Here is a 19,348-nt window from a genome sequence, read left to right as displayed (position 1 = left end):
TTAACTTAGTAATAGTATAAACTGCCAATAGCACGCACTATTGGCAGTTTTTTTATGAGCGTGTGGTTTGGTCGATATAACGGTTCATGATGCGCAAATCATCCATGTGCTTTTGCTGCAAGGCTTGTAAGCCTGCATCCAGCTGCTTTTCGATACCTTGTAGACTGTCCATCAATAGCGCCTCTGCGCTGTTGGTCTGTTCAGCATTAGGCGGCGCAATAGCAAGCGTGTGCTGCAAATGATAACTGCGCAGCATGTCAGGCAAGCGGGTATGGATAAGCTTGTGCACAATCACGTCTTGCTCACTCGCTGTGGGTAATGACGCTGTTTTTTTACTTTGGGTATCTTTGTAGTAGCGCTGATAGTGACCGATTTTACTGTCAATACGCTGTAGCGCAGCAAGATGCGTGTCCGATAAGCTTTGTAAATGGGTCTTATCAAGGTTCAGCTGCTGCAAGCGCAAGTCTTGTAGCCTTATTGGGACTTGTGGGTTGTGATAGACCATAGTGCCTGGCGTGATGCCGACCATACGGTGCAGCGCATGCCAGCTCTTCTTACCCACATACCACGTCACTGCTACAAACATCACCCCTGTGCCAATCAGCATGCTCATGGTCGTCCGCCTTAATGGTTTATATTTTCTGTGCAATATAGATTGCGGCGATGGTCATGGGTTACAAGGTATTATGAAGACACATCGTCAAAGCGCTTGGTCAAATAACGGTTGGTAATCAATAGCTTTTGCCCATCTTGATGATAAGCAGCATCCAGTAAGTTATCAAACTGACGGTTAATGGTGGTTAAGACATCCACCAAAGCCTCTTTACCCGTCATATCAGAGTTTTGGATTTTGGTATGCTCAGCGCGCGCACCGTCCAAGTCATGCAAGCGCCGATAATCAGCCACTGCTTGCGGGATGTGGGTGTCCATAAGGCTTTCTATCATGACGTAGGTTTCGGTGACGGTGTCTTTGTCGTCGATTTTGCCATCGTTATTGGTATCACCATACAACAGACGCAGTTTTTCGCCCTTTTGGTTGATGTCTGCCAGCATGGCTTTGATATCATTGGGCAGGCTTTTTTCGGGTACGTATCCCAGCCTTGGTATGGCGTCATAGCTTAACATCTTGGGCGCGGTCATTTTTTTGACCGTACGATAACCGATATACAAGCCTGCCGCTGGCAGTACGCCATAGAGAATAAACATTACCAGCATTGCGGTCGCTTGGGTCACAGTCGTATCCTTGCTCAATTCAAAATCAATGATTCATGATACCTAACCTTGTGGCTTGCTGACCAGTTGGCTATTGTTACACACATTACTGCCCTATTCGCTGACGGCTTATACTGCCTAGCTTTTGGTTCGGCTTTTGACGTAGCGGTGTGTGGATGCCAAGCGGTTCAATACCGTTTGATGCAGCTCATCTAACAGCTCGTCCAATTCGTAATCCACTTCTAAAAACAAATCAATCAAGATGTCACGGGCGCTCATTTTGTCATGCGTGGTACTATTTTTGGTGCGGTGCGGGCTAAAGCGCAGCAGCTGCTCGTAATGGTGCAGTGCTTCGGGGATACTTTCACTGACCAGCTTATCAATCACGAACTGTTTTTCATTTTGCGACGGCTGGGCGTCCAGCTCGCCGCTCCAATCGCGATAACGTTTTAACTTATTATTGATTCGGTCTAAGATGGCCACCGCTTCAATCGGCATGGCATTGAGCGTTTCTTCATTCACGACGTCAATAAGTTCAGTCATAATCGGGCAGCGTCCATATCTAAGATACCATAAGGTGTCAGGGTCAAAAGGCGGGCGGTTTTTTGGGCGCATAAGCGCACGGTTGTGCAGATATCGGTCCGTCAGTGGCGTGGGTGCGTGGATGTCTTGCACTTGCTCAAGCGCGCTACAAATACGCTCGGTGCGCGCAGGCTCTGTTAAGGCAGCTGCTGACGGGACATCTGATGGCACGGCTTGCGGCACTTGTTGCTCAGCGGCGGCGCGCAGGGCACACGCGGCTTGGGCGGGCGCAGCGTCTTGCGCTTGAGAAAAAGATTTGAGCATTCTTGTCAGACTGACGACCATGGTAGTCTATGTTCCTAGTCTATTGGTGGGTATCGCACACGCTGTGCCCATGCTATATACTACCAGCTTTTGTCGTTTCTGCCAGTAAGCAAACGTCACGGTGTATGGTATCTGGCTCGCGCTATTGTGTCTTAGATACACCCTTTTAATGGCTGTTATTGCTCACTGACTGTGCATAAAGGCAGCCTATATTTTATAAAGATTTCATTTATGATAAACACGACCGACTATATCTCAGGCATGCTCTTGGGGTTGTCACTCATCATTGCGATTGGCTCGCAAAATGCGTTTGTGCTCAAGCAAGGGCTTAAGCGTGAACATATCTTTTTTATCTGTCTGTTTTGTGCGCTCAGTGACGCGATACTGATATCGGCGGGCGTGGCGGGCTTTGGCGCGGTGACGGCGCGCTACCCGCATCTGGTAGATATGGCCAGAATCGCAGGGGCGCTGTTTTTATTGGTCTATGGCTTGCAAAGCTTGTATGCCAGCTGGCGCACTTCTCATGCGCTCACTGTAGAGGGGCAGGTGGTCACCAGCTTAAAAAAATCACTGCTGCTGTGCTTTGGTTTTACGTGGCTAAACCCGCACGTTTATTTAGACACGTTGGTCTTGATGGGTATGGTATCGACAGGCGCGAGCAGTAAGGTGGTCTTTGCCAGCGGTGCGGTGACGGCGTCCTTTGTGTTCTTTTTTGCTTTAGGCTATGGCGCGCGCTTACTCCGACCGCTGTTTGCTGCGCCAAAGGCATGGAATATTTTGGATGCTTTGGTTGGGATATTGATGCTGTATTTGTCGTGGCATCTGTACCACAGCAGCTAAAGACAGCCCTTACACCAAGTCTGGAAACAGCGTGCGCAGACCATTAACAATAATCTCGACCGCCACTGCCGCAAGCAGCATCCCCATAATACGGCTCATAATGTTAAGCCCCGCATCACCGAGCACACGCCCAATGCGCCCTGCTGCCATCAATGCCAGATAACAAAACACACTGATAAACAGCCCTGCAATCAAAACCGCAGAGACTCTAACGATGCCTGATATCTGCGCGGAATAAATAATCACCGTTGAGATACCGCCAGGTCCAATCATCATCGGAATCGCCAATGGCACCACCGCTGAGGCAATACTGGGCGGCGCGCCGTGGACGTGGTCGACGTCAAAATTGTCTTGGTCAGGCTTTAGTGGGTTGCCGTCACCATTCATCATGTTGATAGCAATCAAAAACACCAAGATACCGCCCGCCAGCTGGAACGAGCCGATAGAGATGCCCAAAAGATTAAGCAGCGTCTCACCTGCGATGGTAAAAAAGCTGATGGTCACAAAGATGGTCAATCCGGCCACCCGTGCCACTTTTCGCCGATTGTGCATAGAGTAGCCGCGTGTCAAATCCACAAACAGCGTCAGCGCACTAAAGGGATTGATCAGCACCATAAATGCTAAGATGATTTTGATGATTTCAGTATTCACTGACGGCTCTCTTATTGACGAACAAAAAATAAGGTTAATAGTTCGCTATTAACCCTGCAGTCTTACAAACAAAGATTGTAGCACAAGGGCTTTGGGCATTAAATCAATAACTTCGGTATCTAAAACCCCTACCCCTAAAAAGACAAAAAACGCGCGGTATCGACATACAGCGCGGTCATATATATTCAAACAGTTGCCAATAAATACACGGCGCGCGCAGACTGGTGGCGCGCCAAAATTTGTCTGTTTATTTTAATGATTTATTGGGCAATAAAATCCAGTCCAATGTCTAACGCGGTGCTGCTGTGCGTCAGATAACCCATAGCAATAAAATCGACCCCCGTTTTTGCGGCGGCTTGTACTGTCTCAGGCGTGATACCGCCTGATGCTTCGGTATTGGCGCGACCTTGACACATGGCGACGGCCTGTGTCAGCGTCTCAGATGACATATTGTCAAGAAGTACCAAGGTCGCTCCCGCATCCAGCGCGGCGGCTAATTGCTCTAACGTATCGACTTCTACTTCAAGTGGGACAAGGTGTCCTGCATGCGCGCGTGCCTGCGTAATGGCAGTAGTGATGTCACCTGCAATGGCAATATGATTGTCTTTGATTAAAATCGCATCATCCAAGCCCATACGATGATTGCGCCCGCCGCCGCAGCGTACGGCATACTTTTGTAAGATACGCAGCCCAGGAATGGTCTTACGCGTGCAGGTGATATTGGCAGGATACTCAGCGACACTATCGACAATCTGGCGCGTCTCGGTGGCAATACCGCTCAGGTGGGTCATAAAGTTCAGTGCGGTGCGCTCGGCAGTGAGTAAATGGCGCGCATTGCCCTCGACCGTTGCCAGCACGGTTCCTGCTTCCACGCTTGTGCCATCGCTCACCACTGCCTGAAAATCAATCGTCTTATCTACCAATAAAAACGCCAAATGCGCCAAGTCCATACCACATATGACCCCTGCCTGACGCGCACGAATATACAGCTTTGCCTGCATATCGGCAGGAATGGTCGCCTGTGAGGTGATGTCGCCGCGACGCCCCAAATCTTCAATAAGCGCCTGCTCAACAAAAGGCGTTAACACCACATCGTCCAATGCTGCTTGGGTCTGACTCATCGCTTGCCCCTTTTTTCTGTCATTAAGCCATTAAGCACGTTTGATAACGCTGTTGGCGGCATGATGCCCATACGCCTCTTTAGCGTTATTTAAACTCAAATTGAGCATAAATATAGCGCAATATATGACGCTAGGCAAGCGTTTCGTATGCAGGTTATTTGCGTTTGGGTAATTTGCTGTCCATGAGCAGACTTTGCAGCTCGATATCATGACAAAAACGGTATAGCTTGGCGGGACGTCCGCGCTGAGCGCTGCTGCTCTCGCCCGTGGGTTTGACGAGGTTTTGTGTGTCTAACAAACGGCGAAAGTTTTGCTTGTGCAAACGCACGCCTGACAGCGCCTCAATGCTTTGTTGCAGTTGAGATAAGGTAAACACTTCAGGCATCAAGCCGAAAATCAGCGGCTGATATTCAATCTTCGCGCGCAAACGCGAAATGGCGGTAGCAATCACGCGGCGATGGTCGTAGTACATGGGCGTGCCGATAAGCTGTGACCAGTTGGCTGGCAGCTTGCTCGGTTGATAGTCGGGCGCTTCGGGTATCAGCCCTGCCTCATACAACATCTCATAGCGCAGCAAAGTATGCTCTGCCGCCCAGCCATAATCATCATAGCGCTCGGTCGCTGTATCGTCTGGCATCGCGCCTGCACCCCAACACAAACGAATGCGTTGCTGCCTACGCTGCATCGTGGCGTCATCGTCCGCTTGACTCGCCCAGTCCAACAAGGCAGGCACAATCAGCGTACCAATCATCTCAGGTGCGCCGTCCAAGTGATTTTCCCACGGAAAATAGTCGTACCAGTCGCGCCATAAGGCTTGGCTTTGCTGGTGGACGGTCTCGCTTTCTTGTACCAAACCGAGATAGCTAACATACACCAGCGCGTGCCCTTCAATATTGCGGCGGTTGGTATCGACAAAGGTATACAGCTGCTCAAGGTAGCCAAGCGGCTGCTGGGTTTGTTCCTCGACCCATTGGCGCACGCCTGCTTGCAAGGAGCGATGCAGCGGCATCAGCGGACCATTCGGCAACAGCTTGCCTTGGTCAACGGTCAGTACGCGCGCGCTATGGTCAGTAATGGCAATCAGTACGGCGACCACTTCGGTCGTGCCGCTGCCTTCTTTATGGGCATGAGAATAGGACAATGTCATAAGCGTTCAATACTACCTGATTATTCATCGTTATAAAAAATGTGTGCCTGTTGGTCGCACACTTGTTGTTATGCCCGTCAGTATAGCCTGAATGTCAAGCCTGATGCTGCCCTTGTCTTGCCTTGCGCAACTTATTTTGACCCTTTTTTATTGTATTAATTGATTGATAACCATAAAAAATAACTTGTTTTTATACTCAAAATGAGCATAATTATAATCATAACGACAGACAACGAGGCTGCTATGACTGACTTCCCTTATGATGCGCCCAAGCTAAGCGACAACAACAAGCGCGTACATGCACTCAATATCGAATACGCCAAGGCAAAAATCCCTGCTGAGCTGCCGCGCTCAGAGCGCTTAATCGTTGAGGCGAACATCAAACGCTTGCTCAAAGAGCACAATGCGGTACTGGTCGCCCATTATTACGTTGACCCCTTTATCCAAGAGTTGGCGCTCGCCACAGGCGGCTGTGTGGGTGATTCGCTAGAGATGGCGCGCTTTGGGCAAGCGCACAGCGCACAAACCCTTATCGTCGCAGGCGTGCGCTTTATGGGTGAGTCGGCAAAGATTTTAAGCATGGAAAAAACTGTGCTGATGCCTGACTTGGAAGCAGAATGTTCACTCGACTTGGGCTGCCCTGCCGATGAGTTTGCCGCCTTTTGTGACGCGCACCCTGAGCGCACCGTAGTGGTCTATGCCAACACCAGCGCGGCGGTCAAAGCGCGCGCCGATTGGGTCGTCACCTCTTCAGTTGGTTTGGATATCGTGACCCATCTGCATGAGCAAGGCAAACGCATCATTTGGGGACCTGACCGTCATTTGGGCAGCTATATCGCTAAAGAGACGGGCGCGGACATGCTGCTGTGGCAAGGCTCGTGTCTGGTACACAATGAGTTTAAGGCGACCGAACTTGAGCAATTAAAAGCCGAGCACCCTAACGCCAAAGTCTTGGTACACCCTGAGTCGCCCGACAGTGTGGTGGCGCTTGCCGATGTGGTCGGCTCAACCAGCAAGCTGCTCAAAGCCACCTATGAGATGGACGCCGATACCTTTATCGTCGCCACCGATCTTGGCATCTTGCACGAGATGAAAAAACGCTCACCGCACAAGCAGTTCTTAGCCGCGCCGACCGCAGGCGAAAGCGCGAGCTGTAAGAGCTGTGCATTTTGTCCGTGGATGGCAATGAATGGGTTACAAGCAATTGAGCACTGTTTGTTAAATAAAAGCGGCGAGATTGTCTTAACCCCTGAGCTTGCTGAAGCCGCCAAAAAGCCATTACAGCGTATGCTGGACTTTGCGGAAAACAAGCAAAAAAACGTCACGGCAAGCGGCGATATCGTCCAAGACCGCGCGCTATTCACTCATGTCGGAGCTGCCTAACATGTCCAAGCCAACCAACACTATAGATGCCACCTCTACTGTACCTGCAATGTCTGCGGACGCAATGCAGCATACGGACGTGCTGATTATTGGTGCTGGCTTGGCGGGACTGAGCGCGGCATTGTCATTGCCCAAACACCTTAACATCACCGTACTCAGCAAATCGGCACTGGAGGTGTGCTCCAGTCACTACGCGCAAGGCGGCATCGCGGCAAGTCTGGATAAAAATGACAGCGTACACGCGCATGTGGCAGATACGCTGATTGCGGGCGCGGCTTTGTGCGATGTGGACAACACACAGCGCATCCTAAGCGCGGGGCAAGCGGCAATTGAATGGCTGTGTGCGCAAGGCGTGCCCTTTACCCAAGAGCCTACGAGCACCGATGTGACAGGCAGCAACGCGCTACACTTAACCAAAGAAGGCGGGCATGGCTGCCGCCGTGTGGCACACGCTGAGGACGCAACTGGGCGCTACGTCATGCAAACCTTGATTGCTAAGGCGCAAGCGGCGGACAACATTACCTTACTGCCCTACCACGAAGCCTTGTCTTTACTCACCACAGACACGCCAGCAGGCACACGCTGCTGTGGTGCGCACGTCTATGCCAGCCACAATGATACGGTTATGAGCATACACAGCGCGGCGGTGATACTTGCCAGCGGCGGCTTGGGGCAGATGTTTGCGCGTGCCAGCGCCCCTGACGTGTGTATCGGTGATGGCGTAATGATGGCATGGCAGGCGGGTTGCCGCTTGGCAAACTTGGAGTTTGTGCAATTTCATCCCACGGGGCTTGCGCTGGCAGATAGTAGTTTTTTAATCTCCGAAGCCTTACGCGGGGAAGGCGCGCATTTATATTGCCCAAATACAGGCAAGCGCTTTATGCCCGACTATGATGCCCGCGCTGAGTTGGCACCGCGTGATATTGTCGCCCGCGCCATCGCGACCGAAATCCAAAACAACGGCTTGGGCTACGTGCATTTGAACATCAGCCACTTGCCTGCCGAATTTATTACCGCGCATTTCCCGCAGATTTATCAGACGCTACTCACGCACGGCATCGACATAACGCGTGACCCCATTCCTGTCGCGCCGACCGCGCATTATAGCTGTGGCGGTGTGGTCGCGGACACTGATGGCATGACCGATGTGCAAGGGCTGTATGCCGCTGGCGAAGTCGCCTATACAGGGCTGCATGGCGCGAACCGTTTGGCGAGTAATTCTTTGCTTGAATGCGTGGTCGTCGGTCGCAATATCGCTGCGCATTTGCCGCAATATCTCGCCCATCAAACGCGCTGGCAAGCGCCGAGCGTGGATAATATCTTGCCCATCACCTTGCCCAATAATGTTGCTAAGAAAAGTAAGGCTAAGCAAAGCACCAACCGTCAAAACACCCATACTCGCTTTACAGACAGCCAATTTCCCGAATCGGTCGCTAATGTAGCAGGTGCGCTTAAGCAGCTGATGAGCCGCAACATGGGCATCACGCGCACAGAAGCAGGCTTAAGCGAAGCATTGCAGCAAGTGCGGTCTTGGCAAGATGATGTCCAGCAAGGTATAAACAACGCTTCCAATCTAAGCATATCTGAAAAGATTGCTTACCAGCGTATCCAGCGGCAGCTGTCTTTAGCGGCGCTGATGCTGCAATCGGCACGGCTACGCTGTGAAAGCCGTGGCGGACACACGCGCCTAGACTTCCCAATGAGCAACGATACGGCAGCGGTCAGTGTCATTGCACCTATCGCGCCAAATGTGGGCAGCAGCTTGTCTTATCAACCGCTGCCACAAATAGCAGCCATACCCGCAAGTTATGCGCTACGTCCTGCGTGTTAGAGCACGCCTTAATAACAATAAAATACGCTTGGCACAGTGGTCGTGACTGATTGGGCACAAATGCTGCCTGCATCATCGCAGTACGCCGCGACTACTGTGCTAAAATCATGGGTTTGCGCCACCAACGAGCCGACCCATGCAAAGCTTTATTACCCTTCTCCTTGTCCTACTGCCCTTATTTATCGGCTTTGCGATTCCTGTCACCCCGCGTATGGCGCAGACGGCGGACAAAGCGCTGTCGTATTTGGTGTTTGTCATTTTGACCTTGATTGGTATTGAGCTGTCACAGGTGCATGGGCTGGGCAATCAGCTCGGCGACATTGCCTTATACGTGGCGGTGCTGTCGATTTTGACGGTGGGCACAGGACTGGTGGCACTGTTGTGGTTTGACCGCTTTAAGCCATGGCGCAGTAAAAACAATGCCGAAAAAGGCAATCAGCATCGCATCAGTATCCGTGGCAGTCTGATACAGGTAATATGCGTGGTGATTGGCTTTGTGATTGGGCACTTTTTGCCGAGCGCGTATCTGCCACCAGAAAATGCCATGACCGCGCTGTTAATGCTGCTGATTTTGCTCGTAGGTATTGGACTCAAAGGCTCAGGCATTACTTTAAAAGAAGTGATGCTCAATCGGCGCGGCGTAGAAATCAGCGTGATTTTTACGCTGGCGGTACTCGTGGGCGGGCTAGGCTTTGCCATGCTCTTTCGTGAGGTATCGTGGACACAGGGGCTGGCGCTCGCCTCAGGGTTTGGCTGGTATTCACTCTCAGCGATTGTGATGACCGATGCGTATGGCGCGGTCTGGGGCAGCGTAGCGCTGTTTAACGACTTAATCCGTGAGTTTTTTGCGCTGCTATTTATCCCGATGGTGATGCGCCAGTACCCCTCGGCGGCGGTGGGTCTGGGCGGCGCGACCAGCTTGGACTTTACCCTGCCCGTCATCCAGCAATCAGGCGGCTTGACGGTTGTGCCCCTTGCCATCAGCTTTGGCTTTATTATTAATATCGTCTCGCCTGTGCTGATGGTAGTGTTTGCGGCGTTTGGTTGAGTGACGATAACAAGATAATGGACACGGACGCTCAGTTTGCTTTACTGGTGCGGGTGCTATTTGAACACATCGCATTGGCGGGCATACTCGCCGTATAACTGCTCAGCAGATTTATACTTAAAGTTTTGCAAGTCATGTACTTCATCGCTTGCCATGAGTATGACACGCCGCTGTTTTTCCTCGATAGTATTGATACCCAATACTTTGAAATGCGCATCTGTAAAGGCATTGTCTGTCACCAAGTACCTGTCTGCACAGTCATACGTGCGAATGCGTTCAGGTGCGATACCGTGCGTGAATACCAGTTTGTTTTTAAGCATCCGTGCTCGATCGCGTGCTAAGGCGTCACCAATAGCGCGGGGCATTGTCGCTGCATCGTGCTCTTTGGTTGCGCTATGACCAAAAATAAAAACGCTCGCTTTGGGATGGTCATTCAGTGATTTTTCTATTTGTGCAAATTCACGAGCGTAACTATTAGGCAACTCACTGCTCATTGACGCAAAAAAACCAACAAACGACATCTCAAGGGCTGTGCCGCCTTCGATAATGATGATGCATCCTTGACGATCAACGACCCTGTGCAGCGGCGTTTTAGGACACTTGTCAACATCATCAAGTACGCCATCGCCGTCTGAGTCCATGACCTCTGTATTGGCAGTCATGCTCACCTGATTTTTAATCAGTTTTTTATTGTGTTCGGTGCTAAAGGGTGTGGATGGGGTCAGCGTTTGACAGCCTGTCAATGCAGCAGTGATAACGATGGATAAGGGTAATGTTTTGAGCATGCAGGTGTACCGCGCTTAGTAATATCAACAAACATTATTCCAATAATAATGTATTGTCAATATCATGCCAGTGGCAAATCTTTCATCACCCGACACGCCTCGTCATGCCAGTCGATAAACTGTGTAATTGCCTCTGGCGTATTGGCTTTGGCGTCTTCACCACGGATGGTATCTATATAATGACACGCGCGGTAGCGGGTCGCAAAAGTGTCATACGCGCTGAGCCATTGTGCGCGTGCCTGCGCATTGTCGTCAATGTCGCTGTTATTGTCCGCATCATGAGCAAGCCATTGGGGATTGGCTGGCAGCGTTTTATCCAGCTCGCCTGTTTGCGTGACTTCTGCCATGCGCCACGGCTTGGCGGTCAGGCGGGCGCGAAAGCATTGCTGCACTTGGCACAGACGTACATAGTTGTTGTCGGCGTGAAGGTGTTGGAACAATGCCGTTACTGCATCATCACTCGGTAAAAAGGTATCGTGCATAGCAATAATACGAAAGCCTGCGGGTGTTTGGTACAGTCGCAAGCATGCGGTAGTCTGCTCTTTGACATACTGCTGCAGCCGCTCGGTCATATAGGGCTGAAGCGAGTCCAGATGCGCTTGCTGGCGCTGCTGCTGTTCAGCCTCTTCCTTGCTGGCTTGTCGCCACAATATCGCCACGGCAATAAATAAATAGCCAAGCAGCCACAGCCATGACAGCGACTGAAAGGCAATGATGCTCGCCAGCGCAATCGCCACCACGACCATAATCCACATTTGCTTTTTAATCGCTGAAGGGCTGTCCGCTGCACCAGTGCTTTCCATAATGCCCGTAGCGCGCTGTGCATCGTAGACCTTGGGATAACGCTGGCTTAACAAATCGGCATTGTCCACATCAATAATGGCGATATTATTCACATTCGCGACCTGAGCGCCATAGCGGTTGCGGGTGACGATCAGTCGTGTGTCGCTATCATGGCTTTTGCTAAGGCTATCGCCTGTCGTATGCTGCCACGTTTGCTCAAAGAGTATCGGCTCACGGATGGGGATACCGTTTTGTGCGTTGTACTCTTTATCACGCTCACGGCGCAAAATGTCCGCGCCCGCCTGCCAGCGCTGGTACGCGTCACTGACCCGCATTTTGGCATGTGCCAGCGCCGCTGCCTGACTGCTATCTGACCAGCCATAGCGCTTGATGGTGACTTGCCGCTTGTTATCACTACCTTCACGCACGGCTTGAAATCGCTGTTTGTGCTCTGCCCAAAACTTTGGGATACGCATACGGGTGTGCTCTTTACTGATGAAAAGTTATGGCTGTAAAATTTACAAGCCGCTCGCCTGCTTGGCAAATAAGCGCATCAGCGGTTTGATTTTACTGACGCGGTACATACCGATATGGCGCAGCTGCTGCACAGGTTTTGAGGACGCAAGGCTACCTGCAAACAGCCAATTGAGTGCCGAAAAGGTGTGCATCATCAGGCTGTTGTGCGGACGGCGGCGGCGCTCATACGCACGCAGGCTGCTGTACGCGCCCCATGTGCAGTAGCCGCTACGCTCATAATCGGACAATAATTGCTCGCTGAGAGCTTTCACATCGAGCATACCTAAGTTTAAGCCTTGTCCTGCCAGCGGATGGACGCCGTGCGCGGCATCACCGATCAAGGCAAGGTTGTGTTTGACATAAGATGTGGCTTGCTGAGCGTTTAAGTCAAAGCTGGCGATAGACTCAATCGCCTCAATGTTGCCCAGCTCATAGCCGCACGCCGCCGCAAGTGCGTCTGCCAATTGACGCGGTGTCTCGTTTAGCAGTTCTTGGGCGCGGTGTTTGGGCAGCGTCCAAACGATAGATTGCCAATGCTGCGGGCGGGCTTTGTCCGCATCTGTAATGTCGGCAAGCGGCAGTAGCGCGAGTGTGCCTGTAGGCAGCATGGCTTGGCGGGCGGTTTGCTGATGCGGCTTTTCGGTCTGAATCGCGCAGCAAATGGCGGTCTGTTTATAATCTAAAGTATCGAGGGCAATACCTGCCTGCTGGCGTACCATCGAGCCGCGACCATCTGCACCGATGAGTAATTTACCCACTATTTCTGTACCGTCAGCGAGCTGCACGCGGTAGCCTGTCTCCTTACTCACATGCTCAAGCTGCTGCACCTTTTGCCCATATTGCAAGGTCACATAATCACGCACATCCTCATCTTGCAAGCGCTGCCATAAGGCGTGCTCGATGACCGCAGGCTCAACCATGCTGCCGAGCAAGGGTTGCGGCGCGACATCATCTTGGAACAACAATTCGCCCACACCATCCCGCTGCCAGACGTGCATCTGCGTATAGTCGGCTTTGCGCTTAGATGCGCTAATCTGCTGCCAGACGCCCATCTGTTTAAACAGCTCAATACTGGCAAGGCTCAGCGCATACACGCGGGCGTCGCGCTTGTCCAAGGCGCGCTGCCAGTCGGCATCCGTACGTAGCGGACGCGCGTCAATTAAGGTGACAGCACGCTTTTCTTGCGCCAGTATCAATGCAAGGCTCGCGCCCACAATGCCGCCGCCGATGATGAGGGTATGGTCGTTGGTCATAAACGTTCCTTTATTTTTTATTATTGTCATTTAAGCCTTTAAACCCATCGCATAATTGGCGACTAAGGGCTTGATGTTTGGCAATTTATCAAAGGCAACGAGCGCACCATTACGCGCAAATTTTACCAATGGATTGGGATGGGTAAAGCCATGTACCACCGCATCACAAAAACGAATCACGCGCTTTTGGTCACGCTGGCGTGCCGTCTCATAGCGCTTTAATAGGTTGGCATTGCCGATATCGCCGCCGTGTGTCGCCTGATGCTTGAGCATTTTTGCCAATACGTGCGCGTCACGCATGCATAGGTTAAAGCCTTGTCCCGCCACAGGGTGCAAGGTGTGCGCGGCATTGCCCATAATCACGCAGCGCCCTTGAACCTGACGCTGTGCCAGCACGCGGGTCAAAGGATACGCGCCGCGACGACCTGCGGCGATAAATGTGCCTGCCCGCTGCCCAAAGGCTTGCTGCAAGGTCTGCAGAAAGTGCGCGTCATCGTTCAGATACTGTTCTTCTTCGCCTTTCGGGCAAATCCACACCACCGAGCGGCGGTGTCCTTGTTGCTGTGCATCATTGCCATCGCCATCGGCGTCGGTCAGTGGCAATACCGCAAGCGGTCCTGCGGGGCTAAAGCGCTCAATCGCTGCATGCTCATGCCCTTTGTCCGTCTCGACCACACCGACGATGGCGGTTTGCTGATAATCATAAGTGACGGTGCTGATACCGAGCAGCTGACGCACGCTGGAGTCACGCCCATCGCAAGCCACAAGCAGTCGCGCTTTTGCGGTATGCATGGCAGTATCGTCAGCACCATTATCACTCAAGGTGTAGCCGACACTGACCTGTTGGTCGCCTGTCTCGCTGACCTCTTGTACTGACGCGCCATCAATTAAGGTAATGAGTGGCGAGGCTTTGGCAGCGAGCAGCAACTCACGCCCGAGCCATGCGTTTTCCATCACTTGACCAAAGGATTCGACCTGCTCTTCGTCTTTATTTAAAGTCGCCGCGCCAAAGCTGCCTTGCTCGCTAATCTGTACTGAGTCGATGCGGCAGGCGTGGCTTTGTAGCGCTGACCACAGCCCGATTTCTTGATAAATCTGCACCGTACGGCGGGACAAGGCGGTATTGCGGCTATCCAAATAATGACTGCGCTTGGGGTCAGCATCGGGGCTGATATCAGGATAGCGTCCTTTTTCCAGTAAGGTGCTGGTCATGCCATGATGCGCGAGCAGCAGTGCAAACGACAGCCCCACATGCCCACCACCGACAATCAGCACTTGCGGTATCGCCGTCTGGTCATGGTTTTGGGCAGCTGTTTTGTTGTTGACACTCTCCATCTCTCACCTCACGATGCCGATGGTTGATACTCTAAAGCGGCGATAGACGCGCATGCTAAGTACCAACGCAATGATTTTATTATTAAGCGGCGATAGCGTCCGCGTGTTGTTTTTGCAGCAAATAGAGTATCACAAATCGCCCAAAAAGCTGTGCCATCGTCTGTTATTTTATATGCCTGCGCCGCGCAGTATCTACGCCGTCATGCGCAAGTGGCATCGACCCACACCGCTACCGTCTACACAGACAGCGGTTGCAATCGGCATACAAAAACGCGCGCGTGAATGCGTGCTTATGGCTTGAATTTTAAAAACTATCAACCATAATGAAAGACGTAGACCCGCTGCCCGCATCAGCAAATCGCAGCCGCGTGCTACCGTCCCGTGCTACCGTATTGACAATACGTATTGCTGATATGTTTTTTATATATCGTCCGATATGCGCTGCATATGGGCAACCAATACAAGGATATTCGCTTGACTGACTCCATGAGCCGCCATGTAACGTTTGAATCACTCACGCCAGCACAGCTCAAGACCGTGCTTGGGGAATATAATAATCACATCAAATACTTACAAGACCGTTTAGACATTAAAATAAATCAGCGCCAAGGCGACTTTTTGCTGACGGGGGACATTACCGCTGTCGAGCACGCCGAGCGCATCTTATATAAGATGGCAGACGAAGCCCAAAACCAAAAAACCAAAGACATCAGCCCCGAAGAGCTGCACCTTATCATCCAATCGAGCATCGCCCGTGACGAGGACGAAGAAGACGAGACTGACGACACCCCTCACGATGACGACGCGCCCAATGACTTTACGCCGATTAGCTTGCGAACGCGCAAAGGGCGTATCATTCCGCGCGGCGGCAATCAGCAGCGCTATGTCAAAAACGTCTTGACCTCAGATGTGTCATTCGGCATTGGTCCTGCGGGTACAGGTAAGACCTACCTTGCCGTGGCGTGCGCGGTCGATATGATGGAGCGCAACGAGATTGAGCGTATCTTGCTGGTACGTCCTGCGGTTGAAGCGGGCGAAAAATTGGGCTTCTTACCCGGTGATTTGACCCAAAAAATCGACCCGTACTTACGCCCATTGTATGACGCGCTATATGAAATGCTCGGCTTTGAAAAGGTCGGCAAAATGATTGAGCGCCAAATCATCGAAGTTGCGCCGCTTGCCTATATGCGCGGACGTACGCTGAACAACTCGTTTGTGATTTTGGATGAAGCGCAAAACACCACGCCTGAACAGATGAAAATGTTCCTAACCCGTTTGGGCTTTGGCTCACGTGCGGTCATCACAGGTGACATCACGCAGGTCGATTTACCACGCGGGCACAAATCAGGCTTGGCGCAAGCTTTAGACATTTTGAGTGGTATTGAAGAGATTCACATCACCAAATTTGACTCAAAAGACGTGGTACGTCACCAGCTGGTACAAAAAATCGTCGAAGCCTATGATGTGTTTGATGAAGAGCAAGAAATCCTCAAAGAGCGCCGCAAGCAAGAGCGCTTAAGAGAACAAGAAGCCGCCCGCGTCAAAAGCGATGCTGAATAAATCGGTATTGGCTGTATAACGGCAACACAATTAAGATAGCAAAAAAAAGACCAGATAGCGTATCTGGTCTTTTTTATGGCAATACCAGCAATCATAAGGACACGATATGAATGACAATGCCCAAGATTACACAGAAGATAGCGCAGGTTTAGGTGTCTATACCAGCCTTGCTGAGGGTATGGACGAGGCGCTTGCCAGCCATTATGCGCCCGAGCGCTTGCAGCCGTTATTTGACAGCACATTAAACTATATCAGCGCGCAGATGCAGCAAGGTCTGATACTGCCCTACTTTGCGCAGATAAACGCGGACACGTGGCAGGATACGGACAAAACGGTCGATGTGTATGTGACCGACCCGACCGAGGGACGCGCCATTAACCTTGAGGCGCGCGGCAAAGACTACGCGACCAATATTTTATCTTACCCAAGCGACTTGCCCGCCGATGTCTTGCCCATGATGCCTGAGATTCCGCTTGGCGAACTTATCGTCTGTCATGAGGTGGTCGTCCAGCAAGCCAAAGAGCAACACAAAACTGTGGATCAGCATATCAGTCATTTGTTTGTGCATGGTCTCTTGCATCTCTTCGGCTTTGACCACGAGCTGGGCGAGTCTGAGCAAGCCGAGATGGAAAGCTTTGAGATTGCGATTTTGGCGCAACATGGCTTGCCCAATCCCTATCTTGCTGACGAAGAATAAGTATCAAGCAAAGCCACAATAACGAAGCATAAAAAAGGACGCGCTCATGTACTTAGCGCGTCCTTTTTTATATCACTGGGTCATATTTTTATTTTAACCAGCGTCTTTACTTATCTTGCTTGCCTTCACTGGCAGAAGCGGCGTTGATGGCAGCATCATTGCCTTTTGCAAGATTTGGCGTCTCACTGGTCGCTTGACTGACCGCGCTGTCCTCAGGCATTGGCGACGGAAATTTATTTGCGGCGCTCATGCTGCTGACCAAGGTATCGAGCCCCTTAACGTGCAAGCTACGCTGCGGGAATGGAATCTCAATTTTTTCGCTATCGAGCGCGTATTTAAACTCTTCTAACAGCGCGCACTGCATCGACCACCAGTCGTCATTGGTCGTCCAGACGTTTAAGGTTAAATCGACCGAGTTGTCACCCAAGTTGGTCACGCGCACAATCGGCGCTGGGTCTTTAAAAGCGACGGGGTTGTCATCTGCCAATTTAAGCATCAAGGCTTTGGCTGCTTTGATATCCGCGTCATAGCCGATACCAATAGTGATGTCCACACGGCGGTTGGGCAGCATCGTATAGTTGGTGGTCGCTGAGGTGGTGATGTCACCATTTGGAATAATGATGGCGTGATTGTTGGTCGTGGTGATGTGCGTATTGACCAAGGTAATCTCGGTCACTGTGCCCGTGTAGCCCTGAATCTGCACGTAATCACCACGCACAAACGGACGGAAGGTCACAATCATAATGCCTGCGGCAAAGTTCGACAGCTGGTCTTTTAATGACAGACCAATCGCTACCGCAGCACCACCCAAGATAGCAACGACCGACGTGGTCTGTACGCCGACATTGTTTAGCGCGGCGAGCACCACAACCACCATGAGCAACCCGTATAAAATACGACCTAAAAAGCTGGCAACGGTCGCATCAAGCCGACTGCGTGTCATCAAACGGTCAGCGATGGCAATGACGCGTTTGGCGAGCCACTGCCCGACCACAAAAATAACGATAGCCAGCAATACCTTGGTAAGCAGTACCAACGCATTGTCCGCCAGCGACCCAATATCAATGGTGTATCCTAAAAATTCCATAGCCACTCTTTGTTGTCTTTTATATCATTGTAGATACCATACGCCGAGCGCATGATATGTCATCGTTTGTCGTATTGCGACCAGCGACCGCTTGTCGGCTTTTACTTGCGCCACATCATAACATGCTTGGCAATTGTAGAGCCACGCTCTTGACCAGTGGCACGATTGATGGCATCAGTTGGCTTATCATCATAAGGATTCGCGTGTGTGTTTGGTAGGGCAATTTGTATTGTTTAGGATATTTGCTACCGAATCGGTGCATCGGTTTGTTACGCTATTATTTTGCTATATACTGGTTTGCGCAGTACACGCGCGCGTTGACGGTTATGGCGCTGTGACAGACCTCTTTTCTGCTGTCAGGTATTGCCCGCACAACCCGTACCATGATCATAAGGATAATGCACTTGAGTGACTTTGATAATCGTGATGACTTCTCAGAAAATTTTAGCAATCGTCTGAACGATTCTTTTGCTGATATCTGGAGGAACGTCGCTCAAAACGTAAAAAAACTGTATGGCAAAACCACCGACAAACTCGATGACGAGATGCGCCTGCCTGTCGCGCAAAAGTACGTCAATGACGCCTTACAAAAATTCGTAACCGACAATGTCGCCTCGATTCTAGAGCTGCGCGTTGAGCTGCATGACGCGTGGTTTCGCCTGTTTTGTACCATCAATGTCGCGGGCATCTATGTCGAGGTTGCCAGTAATTTTCGCCTTGTCCACGCTCAGCTTGACCGCAACGTGCAGCGCTTTGTCTTTGGGCAGCTGACCTATACCGACGTGTTAAATTTGCGCTGTGAGTCGTTTGTTAAGCGTCAAGGCATCAAGCTTGCGGTATGGTTTTATCACAGCGTGCTCAAAAAAGACCCCTTGGGTGTGATTTTGACCTATATCAATATTGCGCGCGCCAAAGACGACATCATTTACTTAGACATTCACCGCTGGCTCAAAAACAACAAAAAAATCATGAGCTCGCTGCACAAAGTACAAGTCAACTATGGCGAAGTCGAAGAAGAGCAGCTGATACTAAAAACCCAAGTCAACTACCGCGACCTGCTCGGCAGCGGGCGCGGTGAAGACATCTTGGGCGATGATGACGAGCCAGAGCTGATGAAAGGACCGATCAATCCTATAGATGACGCCACCGAACCGAGCCAAATGCCCTAAGCGCAAGGCAATAAAGCACTGACCACAAAAACGTATTAACCATAAAATCAGTATAAAAAAAGCCCTCAAACCGCGATGCTTGAG

The 19,348-nt window shown here is 51.2% G+C and carries 19 protein-coding genes; 8 read left to right on the top strand and 11 right to left on the bottom strand.

What is annotated here, in order from left to right:
* Positions 1–52: 52 nt before the first annotated feature.
* The 3 genes from JMW05_RS09935 to JMW05_RS09925 all read right to left on the bottom strand — a co-directional run bounded on the left by JMW05_RS09935 (position 53) and on the right by JMW05_RS09925 (position 2,079).
* A complete protein-coding gene (locus JMW05_RS09935; RefSeq protein ID WP_201505102.1) occupies positions 53–613 on the bottom strand; it encodes a hypothetical protein in 561 nt (186 codons plus the stop codon).
* Positions 614–684: 71 nt separating this feature from the next.
* A complete protein-coding gene (locus tag JMW05_RS09930; RefSeq protein WP_201505101.1) occupies positions 685–1,233 on the bottom strand; it encodes a hypothetical protein in 549 nt (182 codons plus the stop codon).
* A gap of 117 nt (positions 1,234–1,350) precedes the next feature.
* Positions 1,351–2,079, bottom strand: coding sequence for a hypothetical protein (locus tag JMW05_RS09925; protein ID WP_227691503.1), 729 nt, complete (start codon positions 2,077–2,079; stop codon positions 1,351–1,353).
* 210 nt (positions 2,080–2,289) lie between these two features.
* On the opposite strand from JMW05_RS09925, the gene JMW05_RS09920 reads away from it, so the two are divergent.
* Positions 2,290–2,898, top strand: coding sequence for a LysE/ArgO family amino acid transporter (locus JMW05_RS09920; RefSeq protein ID WP_201505100.1), 609 nt, complete (start codon positions 2,290–2,292; stop codon positions 2,896–2,898).
* 9 nt (positions 2,899–2,907) lie between these two features.
* Here JMW05_RS09920 and JMW05_RS09915 read toward each other — a convergent pair whose 3' ends face one another.
* The 3 genes from JMW05_RS09915 to JMW05_RS09905 form a co-directional block, all read right to left on the bottom strand.
* Positions 2,908–3,549 carry a MarC family protein gene (locus JMW05_RS09915; protein ID WP_201505099.1) on the bottom strand — a complete coding sequence of 214 codons (642 nt, stop codon included), beginning with the start codon at positions 3,547–3,549 and terminating at the stop codon, positions 2,908–2,910.
* A gap of 260 nt (positions 3,550–3,809) precedes the next feature.
* The gene (gene nadC, locus JMW05_RS09910; protein WP_201505098.1) at positions 3,810–4,670 is read right to left on the bottom strand and encodes a carboxylating nicotinate-nucleotide diphosphorylase; all 861 of its coding nucleotides are present in this window, start codon (positions 4,668–4,670) and stop codon (positions 3,810–3,812) included.
* Between the two features lie 154 nt (positions 4,671–4,824).
* A complete protein-coding gene (locus JMW05_RS09905) occupies positions 4,825–5,817 on the bottom strand; it encodes an NUDIX hydrolase (protein ID WP_201505097.1) in 993 nt (330 codons plus the stop codon).
* 243 nt (positions 5,818–6,060) lie between these two features.
* Between JMW05_RS09905 and nadA the strand changes: the two genes are divergently transcribed.
* The 3 genes from nadA (at position 6,061) to JMW05_RS09890 (ending at position 10,079) form a co-directional block, all read left to right on the top strand.
* Positions 6,061–7,200 carry a quinolinate synthase NadA gene (nadA, locus tag JMW05_RS09900; protein WP_201505096.1) on the top strand — a complete coding sequence of 380 codons (1,140 nt, stop codon included), beginning with the start codon at positions 6,061–6,063 and terminating at the stop codon, positions 7,198–7,200.
* Between the two features lies 1 nt (position 7,201).
* Positions 7,202–9,031 carry an L-aspartate oxidase gene (gene nadB, locus JMW05_RS09895; protein ID WP_201505095.1) on the top strand — a complete coding sequence of 610 codons (1,830 nt, stop codon included), beginning with the start codon at positions 7,202–7,204 and terminating at the stop codon, positions 9,029–9,031.
* 136 nt (positions 9,032–9,167) lie between these two features.
* Positions 9,168–10,079, top strand: coding sequence for a lysine exporter LysO family protein (locus tag JMW05_RS09890; protein ID WP_201505094.1), 912 nt, complete (start codon positions 9,168–9,170; stop codon positions 10,077–10,079).
* A 56-nt stretch (positions 10,080–10,135) separates the two neighbouring features.
* Here the strand turns inward: JMW05_RS09890 and JMW05_RS09885 are convergent, their stop codons facing one another.
* From JMW05_RS09885 to JMW05_RS09870, 4 genes are all read right to left on the bottom strand, one after another.
* Positions 10,136–10,864, bottom strand: a complete 729-nt coding sequence (locus JMW05_RS09885) for an OmpA family protein (protein ID WP_201505093.1) — start codon at positions 10,862–10,864, stop codon at positions 10,136–10,138.
* A 62-nt stretch (positions 10,865–10,926) separates the two neighbouring features.
* Positions 10,927–12,123 carry a UbiA prenyltransferase family protein gene (locus JMW05_RS09880; RefSeq protein WP_201505092.1) on the bottom strand — a complete coding sequence of 399 codons (1,197 nt, stop codon included), beginning with the start codon at positions 12,121–12,123 and terminating at the stop codon, positions 10,927–10,929.
* Between the two features lie 42 nt (positions 12,124–12,165).
* The gene (locus JMW05_RS09875; protein WP_201505091.1) at positions 12,166–13,416 is read right to left on the bottom strand and encodes an FAD-dependent monooxygenase; all 1,251 of its coding nucleotides are present in this window, start codon (positions 13,414–13,416) and stop codon (positions 12,166–12,168) included.
* Positions 13,417–13,446: 30 nt separating this feature from the next.
* Positions 13,447–14,751: an FAD-dependent monooxygenase gene (locus tag JMW05_RS09870; protein WP_201505090.1), complete on the bottom strand. Its 1,305-nt coding sequence runs from the start codon at positions 14,749–14,751 to the stop codon at positions 13,447–13,449.
* Positions 14,752–14,803: 52 nt separating this feature from the next.
* Between JMW05_RS09870 and JMW05_RS09865 the strand changes: the two genes are divergently transcribed.
* The 3 genes from JMW05_RS09865 to ybeY all read left to right on the top strand — a co-directional run bounded on the left by JMW05_RS09865 (position 14,804) and on the right by ybeY (position 17,008).
* A complete protein-coding gene (locus JMW05_RS09865) occupies positions 14,804–15,052 on the top strand; it encodes a hypothetical protein (RefSeq protein WP_201505089.1) in 249 nt (82 codons plus the stop codon).
* A gap of 185 nt (positions 15,053–15,237) precedes the next feature.
* Entirely contained in the window at positions 15,238–16,311 is a 1,074-nt protein-coding gene (locus tag JMW05_RS09860) for a PhoH family protein (RefSeq protein WP_201505616.1), read from the top strand.
* A 106-nt stretch (positions 16,312–16,417) separates the two neighbouring features.
* Entirely contained in the window at positions 16,418–17,008 is a 591-nt protein-coding gene (gene ybeY, locus JMW05_RS09855; RefSeq protein WP_227691502.1) for an rRNA maturation RNase YbeY, read from the top strand.
* Between the two features lie 106 nt (positions 17,009–17,114).
* On the opposite strand, the gene JMW05_RS09850 is transcribed toward ybeY, so the two are convergent.
* Entirely contained in the window at positions 17,115–18,095 is a 981-nt protein-coding gene (locus JMW05_RS09850; protein ID WP_201505088.1) for a mechanosensitive ion channel family protein, read from the bottom strand.
* A 398-nt stretch (positions 18,096–18,493) separates the two neighbouring features.
* On the opposite strand from JMW05_RS09850, the gene JMW05_RS09845 reads away from it, so the two are divergent.
* Positions 18,494–19,264, top strand: a complete 771-nt coding sequence (locus JMW05_RS09845; RefSeq protein ID WP_201505087.1) for a hypothetical protein — start codon at positions 18,494–18,496, stop codon at positions 19,262–19,264.
* The last annotated feature ends 84 nt before the right edge of the window (positions 19,265–19,348 follow it).

This window comes from Psychrobacter aestuarii (assembly GCF_904846035.1).
GTDB classification, from domain to species: domain Bacteria; phylum Pseudomonadota; class Gammaproteobacteria; order Pseudomonadales; family Moraxellaceae; genus Psychrobacter; species Psychrobacter aestuarii.
Note: the sequence above shows the minus strand (reverse complement) of the source record. Positions and strands in the feature narration are given on the sequence as shown.